12 protein-coding genes are annotated in these 14,226 nt (G+C 61.3%); 1 reads left to right on the top strand and 11 read right to left on the bottom strand.

The genetic code is table 11. The annotated features are described in order from the left end of the window. Positions 1–27: 27 nt before the first annotated feature. From QTL96_RS02810 to QTL96_RS02860, 11 genes are all read right to left on the bottom strand, one after another. A complete protein-coding gene (locus QTL96_RS02810) occupies positions 28–345 on the bottom strand; it encodes an RcnB family protein (RefSeq protein WP_113199889.1) in 318 nt (105 codons plus the stop codon). A gap of 116 nt (positions 346–461) precedes the next feature. After that, the gene (locus QTL96_RS02815; protein WP_289726595.1) at positions 462–959 is read right to left on the bottom strand and encodes a GNAT family protein; all 498 of its coding nucleotides are present in this window, start codon (positions 957–959) and stop codon (positions 462–464) included. 12 nt (positions 960–971) lie between these two features. Further along, complete coding sequence (locus tag QTL96_RS02820) at positions 972–2,585, bottom strand: glycoside hydrolase family 43 protein (RefSeq protein WP_289726596.1); 1,614 nt, start codon at positions 2,583–2,585, stop codon at positions 972–974. Between the two features lie 93 nt (positions 2,586–2,678). Continuing rightward, positions 2,679–3,710 carry an L-glyceraldehyde 3-phosphate reductase gene (mgrA, locus tag QTL96_RS02825; RefSeq protein ID WP_289726597.1) on the bottom strand — a complete coding sequence of 344 codons (1,032 nt, stop codon included), beginning with the start codon at positions 3,708–3,710 and terminating at the stop codon, positions 2,679–2,681. Between the two features lie 104 nt (positions 3,711–3,814). Beyond that, on the bottom strand, positions 3,815–4,948 hold the full coding sequence (locus tag QTL96_RS02830; RefSeq protein ID WP_289726598.1) for a Gfo/Idh/MocA family oxidoreductase: 1,134 nt from the start codon (positions 4,946–4,948) through the stop codon (positions 3,815–3,817). Positions 4,949–4,956: 8 nt separating this feature from the next. After that, the gene (locus QTL96_RS02835; RefSeq protein ID WP_289726599.1) at positions 4,957–5,718 is read right to left on the bottom strand and encodes a sugar phosphate isomerase/epimerase; all 762 of its coding nucleotides are present in this window, start codon (positions 5,716–5,718) and stop codon (positions 4,957–4,959) included. 41 nt (positions 5,719–5,759) lie between these two features. Next, the gene (locus QTL96_RS02840; protein WP_289726600.1) at positions 5,760–8,225 is read right to left on the bottom strand and encodes a glycoside hydrolase family 2 protein; all 2,466 of its coding nucleotides are present in this window, start codon (positions 8,223–8,225) and stop codon (positions 5,760–5,762) included. A gap of 114 nt (positions 8,226–8,339) precedes the next feature. Beyond that, positions 8,340–9,425 (bottom strand): ABC transporter ATP-binding protein, encoded by a 1,086-nt coding sequence (locus QTL96_RS02845; protein ID WP_112941710.1) that lies wholly within the window; start codon positions 9,423–9,425, stop codon positions 8,340–8,342. A gap of 3 nt (positions 9,426–9,428) precedes the next feature. Then, positions 9,429–10,355: a carbohydrate ABC transporter permease gene (locus QTL96_RS02850; protein WP_289727159.1), complete on the bottom strand. Its 927-nt coding sequence runs from the start codon at positions 10,353–10,355 to the stop codon at positions 9,429–9,431. Between the two features lie 4 nt (positions 10,356–10,359). Beyond that, positions 10,360–11,265 carry a sugar ABC transporter permease gene (locus tag QTL96_RS02855; protein ID WP_018900637.1) on the bottom strand — a complete coding sequence of 302 codons (906 nt, stop codon included), beginning with the start codon at positions 11,263–11,265 and terminating at the stop codon, positions 10,360–10,362. Positions 11,266–11,484: 219 nt separating this feature from the next. Then, on the bottom strand, positions 11,485–12,720 hold the full coding sequence (locus QTL96_RS02860) for an ABC transporter substrate-binding protein (RefSeq protein ID WP_112941712.1): 1,236 nt from the start codon (positions 12,718–12,720) through the stop codon (positions 11,485–11,487). Between the two features lie 453 nt (positions 12,721–13,173). On the opposite strand from QTL96_RS02860, the gene QTL96_RS02865 reads away from it, so the two are divergent. Beyond that, positions 13,174–14,214: a LacI family transcriptional regulator gene (locus QTL96_RS02865; protein ID WP_018900639.1), complete on the top strand. Its 1,041-nt coding sequence runs from the start codon at positions 13,174–13,176 to the stop codon at positions 14,212–14,214. Positions 14,215–14,226 lie beyond the last annotated feature (12 nt).

Consider the following 14,226-nt stretch of genomic DNA (forward strand, 5'->3'; position numbering starts at 1 on the left):
CCCTTCCGCACAAGTCACATCGGCCGATCAGCGGCCGGTGATGATGTTGGAGATCACATTGCTGGCAATGTTGATCATCAGGTAGTCGTTGTTGACCTGCACCCAGCGATAGCCGCGCGGCGGAGGCGCCAGGCGGTAGCGGCGATAATCGCGCACTTCGCGCATGTTGCGGCGCTCGGCAGGGCTCATGCGATGTCCGCGGCTCCACTTGTACTTTGTGACATGCACTTCACGCTCGACGTGAACGGGGCGGCGATGATGTTCCTGGGCGCTTGCTTCGGTGGCAGCAACCAGCGGCGCGGCCAGGAAAGAAGCGGAGAGAAGAACGGCAAACATCTTTTTCATCGGGGTTTCCTCGTGTTGAACACGCCCCATACCTAGCCCCGAAATGATGAACCGAAACTGAAAGTTAGATTAAATTTTCGTAATTCGCACAATGCCTTATTACAATATTCTAATGTTTAAATTTGCACGAGAGCCATTTGGATGACGTCAAGAAATCGTCCGTCGATGCACACAGCGTGGCGCCCAACTCCCTCCCGTACGAAGCCGACACGCTCATACAGGCGAATGGCGCGAACATTGTCGGCATGGACGCTAAGCTCAATGCGGAGCAAGCCTTTTGCCAGCGCATCGTCGACCGTCAAACGGATCAACCGCTCCCCAAGCCCCTGGCCGCGAAACGCTGGGACAAGACCCATCCCGAGCGAGCCGCCATGCGCGTGAACCGGCTGCGAATGACGCCGAATATCACACCAGCCGATAACCGACCCATCCGACACCGCCACGAACTGCGAGTGCCCATTGGCGATCATATCTCGGACGAAATCACGCGTACTCTCAAGCGGCGGCGCTTCGAGAAAGGTTAGGTAACGCCGCTCACGTGCGACAGTGTCGAGGGCCTGATGGAAGCTCTCAATATGCCGTTCCGCGATCGGCTCTATGACGGTCTCAGTCATGCGTGTTCTCTTTTACAGCTCGTCGTAATTGAACCAGTCGAAATCGGCCGTCTTCGCGCGGCCCGACGTATCGAAGGCAAAGACGCCGGCGAATGCGCCGGTAAACGAGCCATGCTCACCCCGCCCGCCTTCGTCCGAAACCACGCCGGCGTCGAGCACCGGACCGATCGCCCGCCACGCGCCCATGCCCCCGGTCTGCCAGAAAAACTGCAGGTCGTTGTCGCGGATTTCCATGGAAAGCTGGACACGGCCGCCGGCGGGAAGCGCCTCGCCACTGCCGGCGGGAAAGCTCAGGCGCCCGTTCGGATAGTCGCCGTCGCAGGAGAGGATCGTCACGCAGCGCCCAAGCTTCTCGTGCAGCGTCACCGCGACCGCGTGGAACTTGTGCCTGTTGTAATAGTGCGTCAGCCCGGCCACCTGCTGATAGGTATCCGGATCGAACTCGACGACCGTCTCGGCCCTGAAGCTGTGATGCTCCTGCCGCCGCGCCACCAGCGCCTGCTCGAACCATGAGCCGATGCTCTCACGAGCGATCAGCCTGAGATGGCCGGGCCGCTCCGTGAGGTTGAATATCCGCTCCGGCTTCGGCGTGCGCAGCCACTGGAAGTCCGCTGGAAGCGTACCGCCATCGAAGCTGTGTTCGCTGCGCATAGGCTTTTCGGCCTGCACGGCACCACCAAGTCCCGGTACGGTGACGTCGGGGACCGTGGTGCCATTTTCGAGATAGAGCCAGCCGTCATCCTTCCAGACGCATTTCTGCAGGCTGGTCTCGCGCCCGAGCGTGCAACGCCGCTTCGGCGGCATCGGCCGGCCGCAGAGATGCGTATGATAGACCTGACCGTCGGGCGTTTCGACATACTGCCCATGCCCTGCCCGCTGCAGAACGGCCTCCGGGTGATCCTTCGAGGTGATGAGGTGCTTGTTAGGGTGCATCTCATATGGGCCGGCGATGTCACGCGACCGCGCCATGGTCACCGCATGATCGTAACCCGTGCCACCTTCTGCGGTAGTCAGATAATAATAGCCGTTGCGCTTGAAGAGATGCGGCCCTTCGACCAGCCCGAGCGAGCTGCCGGCGAAGATGTTACTGATCGGCCCCTTCAGCGATTTCGTTTCAGCATCCCACTCCTGCATGAGGATACCGTCGAAGGCCGGAGACTTCGGCGCGCCGCCAAAGCTCTCGGCGCGGTGGTTCCACTGCATGTTGAGGAACCACTTGCGGCCGTCATCGTCGTGGAACAGCGACGGGTCGAAGCCGGAAGAGTTCACGTAGACGGGCTCCGACCATTCGCCCTCGATCGTCGACGAGGTCACGATGTAATTATGCGCATCCTTGAAGTTGCCGTCGAAGCGCTTGACGTCGGTATAGACAAGCCAGAAAAGCCCGTCGGCATAGGAAAGACAGGGCGCCCAGATGCCGCAACTATCAGGGTTGCCGCGCATGTCGAGCTGCGACGCCCGCTCCAGCGGCCGCCGCACCAGCGTCCAGTTCACCAGATCACGCGAGTGATGGATCTGCACACCAGGATACCACTCGAAGGTCGAGGTCGCGATATAGTAATCCTCGCCGACACGGCAGATCGACGGGTCCGGATTGAAACCCGGCAGGATTGGATTGCGGATCATGGTGACGTCTCCTCCCACAGGCGTGCATTTTTGCGGCACGTACATCACATCATATATGAAAAACGCCCGGAAGATCGTTCCGGGCGCTTCTGTTTAATCGCGTTCCGCAGACTTCGCCCAGAGATTGATGTCCGCCTCGCGGGCGTAACCATCGATCTCCTTCAGCTCCTCGGCCGTGAACTGCAGATTGTCGAGCGCCTTGACGCAGTCGACGATCTGCGACGAGCGGCTGGCGCCGATCAGCGCCGAGGTCACCCGGTCGCCGCGCAGCACCCAGGCGATCGCCATCTGCGCCAGCGTCTGGCCACGACGTTCCGCGATCTCGTTGAGCTTGCGGATATTGTCGATGATCTGCGGGCGGATGAAGTCCTTCTTCAGGAAGTGGTTCTGCGCCGCGCGGCTGTCCTGAGGGATGCCGCCGAGATACTTCGTGGTCAGCATGCCCTGCGCCAGCGGCGAGAACACGATCGAGCCCATGCCGACCTCGTCGAGCGTATCGAGCAGCTTGTCGTCCTCGACCCAGCGGTTGAGCATGGAATAGCTCGGCTGGTGGATGAGGCACGGCGTGCCGAGATCCTTAAGGATGGCGGCGGCTTCACGGGTGCGCTGCGAATTGTAGGACGAGATGCCGACATAGAGCGCGCGGCCGGAGCGCACGATGTGGTCGAGCGCGCCGCAGGTCTCTTCCAGCGGCGTATCCGGATCGAAGCGATGCGAATAGAAGATATCGACATAGTCGAGACCCATGCGCTTCAGGCTCTGGTCGCAGGAGGCGATCAGGTACTTGCGGCTGCCCCACTCGCCATAGGGACCTGGCCACATGTCGTAGCCGGCCTTGGACGAAATGATCAGCTCGTCGCGCAGGCCGGAAAATTCGGTGCGCATGATCTCGCCGAAGGCGGTCTCGGCGCTGCCGGGAGGCGGGCCGTAATTGTTGGCGAGATCGAAATGGGTGATGCCGGATTCGAACGCCGTGCGGCACATGTCGATCTTGCGGTCATGCGGCGTGTCGCCGCCGAAATTGTGCCAGAGGCCGAGCGAAACGGCCGGCAGCTTCAGGCCGGAACGGCCCGTGCGGTTGTACTTCATCTTCGAATAGCGGTCGGAAGCCGGTTGCCAGCTCATAATCCTCATCCCTCATGTAGAAACGGCGCGGGCTCCTCGCCCGCGCCGGACCATAGACCTTTAGGCACGTACTTCAAGAGTGCCCGTCACTTCAGTAGTGCCAATCACTTCAGAAGAGCCTGGGCCTCTTCGATGCCGAGTGCGGCCGGCTGCGTGCAGGTGGTCGTCAGCTCGATGAAGCGGCCTTCCTCGCCCGACTTCAGGATCGAGGTCATCACGTCGACGCCATGCAGCGTGCGATCGAGCGAGCAGCGCGCATCGCGCCCCTCAATGATCGCCATCGCCATGTCGGCGAGACCGGCCGTACGATAGTTGGCGCGCGGTCCCTGCGGGCTCTCCTGGTTGGAAATGCCGAAGGGATGCTCCCAGCCATCAAGCGGCTTGATGTCCTTGTCGCGGCCGCTTGCCTCGACCACGCCGCCGAAGAAGTTCGGATCCGGCAGGTAGAGCGAACCATCGGTGCCGTAGAGCTCCATGTTGGCATGGCGGTGAGACCATACATCCCAGCTCGCGGTCAGCGTCACCGTCGCGCCGTTGACGAATTCCAGGATCGCCTGGATCGTCGTCGGCGTCTTCACCGGGATCGTCTCGCCGTTGCGGGGCTCGCTAGTGATCGTGCGGGTCGGCGACGCCATCGAGGTCATCGCGCCGACGCGCTTCACCGGACCGATGAGGTTGATCAGGTTGGCGATGTAGTAAGGGCCGAGATCGAGGATCGGGCCGCCGCCGGGCAGGAAGAAGAAGTCCGGGTTCGGATGCCACATCTCCATGCCGGGGCTCATGACATAGCACGCGCCCGAGGTGACGCGACCGATGCCGCCCTCGTCGATATACTTGCGGGCAAGCTGATGCGCGCCGCCGAGGAAGGTGTCGGGCGCGCAACCGACGGAGAGGTTCTTCTCCTTGGCGATGCGGCGCAGCTCCTCACCCTGCTCGAGGGTGAGAACCAGCGGCTTTTCCGAATAGACGTGCTTGCCGGAGAGCAGGATCGCCTTCGACACGGGGAAGTGCGCGTCCGGGATGGTGAGGTTGACGACGACGTCGACCTCGTCATTGGTGAGCAGGTCCTCGATCGTCTGCGCCTTGACGCCATACTCGGCGGCACGGGCTTCGGCAGCCTGCATGTTGAGGTCGGCGCAGGCGACGACCTTGAGGCCCTTGAACAGCGGGGCCAGCGAAAAATAGGTGGTGGAGATGTTGCCGCATCCGATGATGCCGACGCCAAGTTCCTTGGTCATGATGGTCCTCAGTAGGTCTTGAAGGATGCGATCGAGCGGGTGATCAGGCGATCGATATCGGCGGGATTGTCATGCTCGACGACGTAGTGCTTGGTCTTGGTGCCCTTCAGCGCCGCGACGAGCTTCGGCCAATCAAGCGTGCCGTGGCCGACATCGGCCCAGCCGTCTTCGTTCTTGTTCTCGCCAGCTGGCGCGATGTCCTTGACGTGCGCCGAGGTGATGCGCGAGCCCAGCTTCTCGATCCATGCGAAGGGATCGGCACCGCCGCGAACGACCCAGGCGATATCCGCTTCCCAGGAAATGTCGGGCGCGCCTTCGAAGATGCGCTCGATCGGCAGCGAGCCGTCTGAGAGCTTGACGAATTCGAAGTCGTGATTGTGCCAGCCGAACTCGTAGCCCGCGTCCTTGTAGGGCTTGCTCATTTCCTGCAGGCGCTTGCCGAATGCCAGCCAACCGGCACCATCGGTCGGGCGCTCATCGGCAGCCAGATGCGGCGCATAGATGGAATCCATGCCGAGGATCTTGGCGATATTCAAAGACTTCTGCACTTCGCCATCGAGGAAATCGGGGCTGAAGTGGCCGCTCGCCATCGTGAGGCCGTTCTTGTCGAGTTCGGCGCGCAGGCCCTTGAGGCCGGCATCGTCGAGATCGGCATAGATGCCGCCGAAGCCTTCGACTTCCTGATAGCCGGCCTTGCCGAGCTTTTCGAAGATCGCCGAATAGGGCTGGAAGTTGCGGGCGCTATAAAGCTGGAAACTCAGTTTCGTCATAATATCCTCCTCGGGCCTCGTGCCCATTCAATTCATCAGGATCAATCCACGGACTGACAGGATTGCAGGTCGTAGAAGCGGAAGTCCGGCAAGGCGCCATCAGCGAGCGGCGTGGCCGGGGTGAAGGTGATGCGGCGCGTCTCGCCCGCCGCCAGATCGAAGGCATTGTCGGAATATTTGCCGTCGATCTCGGTTTCGATCATCACGAAGAGCGCAAGTCCCTTCGCGGTGACGTTGAGGCAGACGGAGCCGTCTTCCTCGACATATTCGTGCGTGACCATCAGGCCCGCGGGCTCTAGCTCCAGCGCCTTGTAGGTGCCATCAACGTAGTGCCCCTCGCCGCCCATGCCGTTCGACGCCGTGAAGCGCCAGGCAAGCAGCGTGCCCGAGGGGATATCGGACACATCGATGCTGGCAGCCGTCACCGCCGCGTCGGGCGTGCAGACCGCCTGCACATCCTTGAGGTGCTTGCGCTCGCCCTTCATGTCGATGACGGAGATCGACAGGTCGACGCTGACGTCATCGAGCGTGTCGTTGACCAGCGAGAAGCGGATCTGCTTGCCGTCGTCGGATGGGATGGCGGCGACCGCGACCGGCTGGAAGAAGCGCTTGACCAGATAGTGCATCGCCTTCCAGCGGCCGCCGTAATCTAGGCTCGACCACGAGGCCACCGGCCATGTGTCGTTGAGCTGCCAGTAGATCGTACCCATGCAATGCGGCTTCAGCGACCGCCAGTATTCCACCGCCGTCTTGATCGCGAGACCCTGCTGGATCTGGCTGAGATAGACGAAGTTCGGGAAATCCTTCGGGAAACGGAAATAGCGGAACATCGTGCCGGCAATGCGCTCGTTGCCGCCGGCGTTCTTCTGGTGCAGCTCCATGACCGGAGACGCGACGTTCATGTCCTTGGCCTCGGCATAGGTCTTGATAACCGGCAGCGAGGTGTAGGACTGGAAGCCGAATTCCGAGCAGAAGCGCGGGCGAACGGAACGGTAATTGTCGAACGACTTGTTCTCGTGCCAGACCGACCAGTAGTGCATGTCGCCGGAGCCATCGGCATGCCAGGCATCGCCGAAATCGAGATAGCCGGAAGCCGGGCTCGACGGCCACCAGATCGCATCCGGTGCCGCCTTCTTCATCGCCTGCTCGATCACCCGGTTGAGGCGGTCGTAGGAGACGAGATAGCGGTCACGATCCTTGCGCGATTCCTCGAACCAAGTGAGCGCGCCCACCAGTTCGTTGTCGCCGCACCAGAGCGCGATCGACGGATGCGAGTTCAGGCGACGGACCTGGTAGTCGACTTCAAGCGCGACATTGTCGAGGAAGTCCTCGGTCGAGGGATAGAGATTGCAGGCGAACATGAAGTCCTGCCAGACCATGAGGCCGAGACGGTCGCAGAGATCGTAGAAATGATCATGCTCGTAGAACCCGCCGCCCCAGACGCGAATCATGTTCATGTTGGCGGATTTGGCCGACTGCAACAGGTCCTCGGTCTTCTCGGGCGAGGACAGCGAAAACAGTGCGTCGGCCGGGATCCAGTTGGCGCCGCGGCAGAAGATTTCGCGACCGTTGACCTTCAGCGCGAAACGGGCGCCGGCAGCGTCTGGCGTAGTGATGAGCTCGACCGTGCGAAGACCGATCTGCTTGGTGACCGCATCGGATGGCAGATCGACGGTCAGCGCATAAAGCGCCTGCTCGCCGCTCCCTGCCGGCCACCAGAGGCGCGGCTTGGCGATCTCGAACACATGGTTGACGACCGTCTCGCCGGCGCTGACGCCGACATCGAGGCGCACCCGTTCGCCATCGAGCGAGAAATGCACGGGAACGATGCCGGGGTTCTTGGAGAACAGCGTTGCGGAGACCTTGAGATCGACCGAGCCGTCGAGATTATGCACCTGCTGCGTCGTCACATGCTCGATGCGGGCGGTGTCGAGGCGGCGCAGCGCGATCGTGCCGTAAAGCCCGAGCGGCGCGATCGCGATGTTCCAGTCCCAGCCGAAATGGCACTGCGGCTTGCGCAGCATGTTGCCGTTGGGGATCGGCGAATTGCCGGTCGAATAGGGAATGTAGAAGGGCTGCTTATCCTGGCGATCGGCACCCGCCGCGATGCTGGAATGCAGCACGATGCGGATGACGTTCTCGCCGGACTTCAGATGGCTGCTGACATCCGGGCGATAGCGGCGGAAGCTGTTGTCGGCGACGACCGCCGGCGAGCCGTTGATGAAGACGGCGGCCACCGTGTCGAGATAGTCGATATCGAGATACCAGTCGCCGTCCGGCTCCGACACCGTGAAGCTGCGTTCGATCGACCAGTCGCGATGCGCCACCCACTGCACGACCTCTTCGTTGCGGCCGAAATAGGGATCGGGGATAAGCTTGGCGGCATGGAGCGCCGAATGCACGTCGCCGGGAAGCGTGATCGGCGCGGTGATTTCACCATCCGTGGAGGTGAGCTTCCACGAGCCTGAGAGGTCGAGGTTGAACCCGTTGGTGGGCAAGGATGTCATAGCACTGTCCGATCAGGCCGCTCTTGGGAGAACCCGTCACCGGGCTGCGACCGAATGTGGTATTGGAAGAACGGGCGGAACCGCTTGGGACGGCCCCGCCCGCAGCGTAGTCGTCTAAAGGCGCAGTTCCGTCTCGGCGTCGAAGATCGACGCCAGCGACATGTCGAAGCCGAGCTTGACCTGTGAACCCGGGCTGAAGCGGCGGGCACCGTTGATGCGCACCGACATGGTGTGTCCGGCATGCTTCAGCCAGAGCAGGTTGTCGGCGCCCATTGGCTCCTCGATATCGACGGTCGCGTCATGAACTTCGGCACCGAGGTTCTCGTTGACCTTGATATGCTCCGGCCGCACGCCGAGCGTCACCTTCCGGCCCGCCTGCAGCGGTCCGCTCGCCTCATAGGCATCGACGTTGAAATCGACACCATTGGCGGTGAACACGGTAGCGTCGCCCCGCTTGGCGATCTCGCCGCGCAGGAAGTTCATCGACGGCGAGCCGATGAAGCCGGCGACGAACAAGCTCTTCGGCTTGTTGTAGATCGTCGTCGGATCGGCAAGCTGCTGGATCTCGCCGTTCTTCATGATCGCGATGCGATCGGCGAGCGTCAGCGCCTCGATCTGGTCGTGCGTGACGTAGATCATCGTGTTCTTCAGCGACTGGTGCAGCCGCTTGATCTCGACGCGCAGTTCCGAACGCAGCTTGGCGTCGAGGTTGGAGAGCGGTTCGTCGAACAGGAACACGTCGACATCGCGCACCAGCGCACGGCCGATCGCCACGCGCTGGCGCTGACCACCGGAAAGCTCCGCCGGCTTGCGCTTCAGGAGCGGCTGGATCTGCAGGATTTCCGAAGCGCGGGCCACGCGCTTGTCGATATCGGATTGCGGGATCTTGGCGACCTGCAGGCCGAAGGAGAGGTTCTTCTCCACCGTCATCTGCGGATAGAGCGCGTAGGACTGGAACACCATGCCGATGCCGCGGTCCTTGGGCTCTTCCCAGGTCACGTTCCGGCCCTTGATGTGGATCTGTCCCTCACTGATGTCGAGCAGGCCGGCGATGCAGTTGAGCAGGGTCGACTTGCCGCAGCCGGACGAGCCGAGCAGCACCAGGAACTCGCCGTCGTTGATCTCGAGGTTCAGGTCCTTGAGCACGCTGACGGCGCCGAAGTTCAGCGAAAGGTCTTTGATGGAAACGCTTGAATTCATGGATCAGCCTTTCACTGCGCCGGCGGCGATACCGCGGACGAACAGACGTCCAGACACGAAATACACGATGAGCGGCACCAGACCCGTGAGGATGGTTGCGGCCATGTTGACGTTGTATTCCTTCACGCCCTGGACGGAATTGACGATGTTGTTGAGCTGCACGGTCATCGGATAGTATTCCGGCCGGGTGAAGACGACGCCGAACAGGAAGTCGTTCCAGATGCCGGTGACCTGCAGGATCATGGCAACGACGAAGATCGGCAGCGACATCGGCACCATGATCTTTAGGAAGATCTGCCAGAAACCGGCGCCATCGACGCGGGCGGCCTTGAACAGCTCCTGCGGCAGCGATGCGAAGTAGTTGCGGAAGAGCAGCGTCAGGATCGGCATGCCGAAGATCGAATGCACGATGATCAGGCCCGTCAGCGTCCCGTAGATCCCCATTTCACGCAACACGATGACGATCGGATAGATCATCACCTGGTAGGGAATGAACGCGCCGATGACGAGGATCGAGAAGAACAGTTCCGATCCCTTGAAGCGCCAGTTGGCGAGCGCGTAGCCGTTGACCGAGGCAATCGCGATCGAGACGATGACGGATGGCACGGTGATCCGCACCGAATTCCAGAAACCGCGCGAGAGACCGTCGCAGTTGAGACCCGTGCAGGCCGTTGCCCAGGCCTTCACCCACGGTTCGAAGGTGATTTCCATCGGCGGCGAGAAGATGTTGCCCATGCGGATTTCGGGCATCCCCTTCAGCGACGTGACGATCATCACGTAGAGCGGCAGCAGGTAGTAGGCGGCGGCGACGAACAGCGTGCCGTAGAGCATGATGTTGCGCGGCGAGAGCACCCGCTTCGGCTTCTTGCCGTTCGGTCCGTCGAAGGACTTGGTGGGCGAAAGAGCGACCTCGGCCGTCTTGAGAGCGATGGTATCAGGCACGTTTACGCCCTCCCCCGAATTCCAGATAGGCCCATGGAATGATGATGATCGCGACCGTGATCAGCATCATGGTCGAGGCGGCGAAGCCCTGCCCCAGGTTCTGCGCCTGGAACATGTAGTCGTAGACATACTTGGCAGGCACTTCCGACGAGATGCCGGGTCCACCCGACGTCTGCGCCACCACGAGGTCGTAAACCTTGACGATGCCCGACGCGATGATGACGAGCGTGGTGATGAAGACGGGACGCATCATCGGGATGACGATGAAGAGATAGGTCTTCCACATCGGAATGCCGTCGACGCGCGAGGCCTTCCAGATATCTTCGTCGATCCCGCGCAGGCCGGCGAGCATCAGGCACATCACGAGGCCCGTTCCCTGCCAGAGTGCGGCGATCAGCACACCGTAGATCACGATGCTCGGCGTATAGAGCGGATCGAAGGTGAAGCTCGTCCAGCCGAGCGAACGCACCACCGACTGCACGCCGAATTCGGGATTGAGCACCCACTGCCATACGAGGCCGGTGACGATGAAGGACAGCGCGAAGGGGTAGAGAAAGATCGTCCGGAACGCATTCTCGAACCGGATCTTCTGATCCATCAGCGCGGCCAGCGTAAAGCCGATCACCAGGCTGAAGATCAGGGAAAATATGCCGTAAAGGGCGAGGTTTTCGATGGACACGATCCATCGCGGCGCGGCCCAGAGCCGCTTGTATTGGTCGAAACCAACGAAGCTCATCCTTGGCAGGAGCTTCGAGTTGGTGAAGGAATAGAACACCGTCCAGACCGTACCGCCGAGAAAAATGACCAGGGCGGTAAGGATCATTGGGATGGATGCAATTTTGGAATTCAGATTGCGCAGCAACTGATTTGGCCGGCCGGCTTTCGCTGGACCCGTCATTGTGTTTCCTCCTGACACGCACTTGCTTTTTTGACCGAGAGCAGCGGCCGATGCCGGACACCGCTCCCGTCTCTTGCCCCGGATGGTTCCGACCGCATCCTCCGCGGCCGGAACTCATCGGGAAAGCACTGCCACGAGCCCGCCGCCACTGGCGGTTAGGGCAAATCCGGCTTCCCGTTCCTGGGCGGAAAACCGGATCACGGCAGCACGAGCAGACGATCAGTCGGCGGAGCCGATGATTTCGGCGAAGCGCTTCTGCGCCGCCTCAGGCGTCATCGAGGCATTGGCGAAGAACTCCGAGAAGAGGTCTTCCTTCTGCTTCTGGCTGTCGGCCGAAAGCAGCTGGTCGGTGCCTTCGACGATGTTGCCCTTCTTCAGGATCTCGAGACCCTTTTTCATGCAGTCGTTGGCAGCCTCGAGATCGACGTCACCGCGAACCGGCAGCGAGCCTTTCTTCAGGTTGAAGGCGACCTGCGTCTTCGGATCGAGCAGCGTCTTGGCGAGAACGTCCTGAGCCTTCGACTTGGCTTCGTCCTTGAGCAGCGGGAAGTAGAAGGCATCACCACCGGTGGAGATGATTTCGTTCACGCCGAGGCCCGGAAGGCAGGTGTAATCGGTACCGGCCTTCTGGCCGGCGAGAGCGAATTCGCCCTGCGCCCAGTCGCCCATGATCTGGCCGCCGGCCTTGCCGGTGATGACCAGATTGGTTGCCTGGTTCCAATCCTGGACGTTGCTGCCCTTGGACATCTTGCGTGCGTCGTCCGCAGCCTTGAAGACCTTGGCGATCTCGGGACCAGCAGCCACGTCGGCGTCCTTGTCCTTGAACACCTTGTTGAAGGTGTCCTTGCCGGCGATCGCCACCATCAGCGTATCAAACGCACCTGCTGCCTGCCACGGCTGACCGCCGACGGCGAGCGGCACGATGCCGGCCTTTTCAAGCGCGGGAGCGGCCGCGACGAATTCATCCCAGTTCTTCGGCACGTCAACGCCAGCCTTCTTGAAGGCGGCGTTCGAGAGCCACAGCCACTGCCAGGAGTGGATGTTGACCGGAGCGCAATAGATCTTGCCGTCGATCGTGCAGCTGTCGAGCAGGCTTGCCGGACGGATGATGTCCTTCCAGTGCTCGGCGGTCGCGACATCGGTCAGGTCGCGCATCAGGCCGGCCTGAACGAGTTCTTCTGCCTGACGGCCATGGTTGAACTGGGTGGCACCCATCGGATCGCCGCCGGTGATGCGGCTGACCATGATCGGACGCGCCGTGCCGCCGGAACCGGCGATGGCACCATCAACCCACTTGTTGCCGGTTGCGTCGAATGCCTTGGCGAGTTCGGCCACGGCAGCGGCTTCGCCGCCCGAGGTCCACCAATGCGTGACTTCGAGATCGGTGGCGTGTGCCGCACCAAGCGGCAGGGCGACGGATGCGCACAGCGCTGCCGCCATCAAACGAATATTCATGAGTTCTCCTCCCTCACTGAAACGTTGCCGGAAAAACTTAGTTCAATCGATATTGCCGCGCAACAGCCACCCCTTAAAATTTTCTTTCAGCCCATGCTTTGCTACCTTTGCCTGCTGAAACAACGCCATTCCCGCAAGGCGCCGCAAAGGTGTAGCGCACCCATGTGCAAGTGCACACCGCTTATATATGTCTGTTTTTATGTATTTTATTCTACTGGTATCATGACGTAATTTCTCATTATCGTTCGCAAGTGCAAAAATTTCGCGCAAAAACCACCGATTCAACCATTGGGCGCATGCACGATAAAACCATCGCAAAAATCGCTCGACAATTTCACTGTAACGTTACAGATTTTAAGGCCCGTGGGAGGGAACGGCATTTGTGTATTCAGGCTTACAGCACTGCGAAAAGCATCTATAAGCGAACCAAATCGCGTAGGACGGCCTAGAGGGATGAAAAACAAAGCGAATTTCGGGACGACGGTGACCGAGGCTTCTCGGGAGAGACCGACACTGAAGACGATTGCCTTCATGACCGGCCTCGGCATCACCACTGTGTCTCGCGCATTGAAGGATGCACCCGACATCGGCGCGGAGACCAAGGAACGCGTGCGGATGGTGGCAAGCCAGCTCGGCTATCAGCCGAACCGCGCCGGCGTGCGCCTCAGAACCGGCAAGACAAACGTCATCGCGCTCGTTTTGAGCATCGACGAAGAGATCATGGGCTTCTCGAGCCAGCTGGTCTTCGGCATCTCCGAGGTCCTGACCGGCACCCCCTATCACATCGTCGTCACGCCGCACTCGCACAGCAAGGACCCGATGCTGCCGGTGCGCTATATCCTGGAGACAGGCTCTGCCGACGGCGTCATCATCTCCCGCATCGAGCCCGACGATCCCCGTGTGCGGCTGCTCAGCGAGCGCAACATGCCGTTCGCCACGCATGGACGCACCGACGCCGGGCTGATGCACCCGTTCCACGACTTCGACAACGAAGCCTTCGCCCACCAGGCGGTCGAGAAGCTGGTCGCGCGCGGCCGCAAGCGCATCGCCCTCCTCCAGCCCCCTAGCAAGCTCACCTACTACACGCACACCCGCATCGGCTTCCAGACCGGGCTGCATGACTACGGCGCCGAGGAAGTGCCGCTACGCGTCACCATCGACACGCCGCTGGACGATATCCGCAACGCCGTCGAGACCATGATGCGCTCCAGCAACGCGCCTGACGGCATCGTCTGTCTCGCCGGCAGCGCGGCCATCGCCGTCAACGCCGGCATCGAAGCCGCCGGCAAGCGCCTCGGCCACGATGTCGACATGGCCTCGAAGGAATCGGCGCCGATCCTCAACTGGATCCGTCCCGAGATCATCACCGCCTACGAAGACGTCCGCCACGCCGGCCGCGAGATGGCCAAGGCCGTCATCGCCCGCATCGACGGCGTCGAGCCGGAACTGCTGCAGAGCGTCAGTCAGCCGGTCTGGACACGGCCGGGCAGCTGACGGAAGTCAACG

This window comes from Rhizobium sp. S163 (genome assembly GCF_030380805.1).
In the GTDB taxonomy this organism is placed as follows: domain Bacteria; phylum Pseudomonadota; class Alphaproteobacteria; order Rhizobiales; family Rhizobiaceae; genus Rhizobium.

Excerpts from the sequence above, each read along its gene's own strand:
- QTL96_RS02810 (WP_113199889.1), bottom strand. The coding sequence starts at position 345 with ATGAAAAAGATGTTTGCCGTTCTTCTCTCCGCTTCTTTCCTGGCCGCG.
- QTL96_RS02815 (WP_289726595.1), bottom strand. The coding sequence starts at position 959 with ATGACTGAGACCGTCATAGAGCCGATCGCGGAACGGCATATTGAGAGC.
- QTL96_RS02840 (WP_289726600.1), bottom strand. The coding sequence starts at position 8,225 with ATGACATCCTTGCCCACCAACGGGTTCAACCTCGACCTCTCAGGCTCG.
- QTL96_RS02820 (WP_289726596.1), bottom strand. The coding sequence starts at position 2,585 with ATGATCCGCAATCCAATCCTGCCGGGTTTCAATCCGGACCCGTCGATC.
- QTL96_RS02865 (WP_018900639.1), top strand. The coding sequence starts at position 13,174 with ATGAAAAACAAAGCGAATTTCGGGACGACGGTGACCGAGGCTTCTCGG.
- mgrA (WP_289726597.1), bottom strand. The coding sequence starts at position 3,710 with ATGAGCTGGCAACCGGCTTCCGACCGCTATTCGAAGATGAAGTACAAC.
- QTL96_RS02860 (WP_112941712.1), bottom strand. The coding sequence starts at position 12,720 with ATGAATATTCGTTTGATGGCGGCAGCGCTGTGCGCATCCGTCGCCCTG.
- QTL96_RS02855 (WP_018900637.1), bottom strand. The coding sequence starts at position 11,265 with ATGACGGGTCCAGCGAAAGCCGGCCGGCCAAATCAGTTGCTGCGCAAT.
- QTL96_RS02835 (WP_289726599.1), bottom strand. The coding sequence starts at position 5,718 with ATGACGAAACTGAGTTTCCAGCTTTATAGCGCCCGCAACTTCCAGCCC.
- QTL96_RS02830 (WP_289726598.1), bottom strand. The coding sequence starts at position 4,948 with ATGACCAAGGAACTTGGCGTCGGCATCATCGGATGCGGCAACATCTCC.
- QTL96_RS02845 (WP_112941710.1), bottom strand. The coding sequence starts at position 9,425 with ATGAATTCAAGCGTTTCCATCAAAGACCTTTCGCTGAACTTCGGCGCC.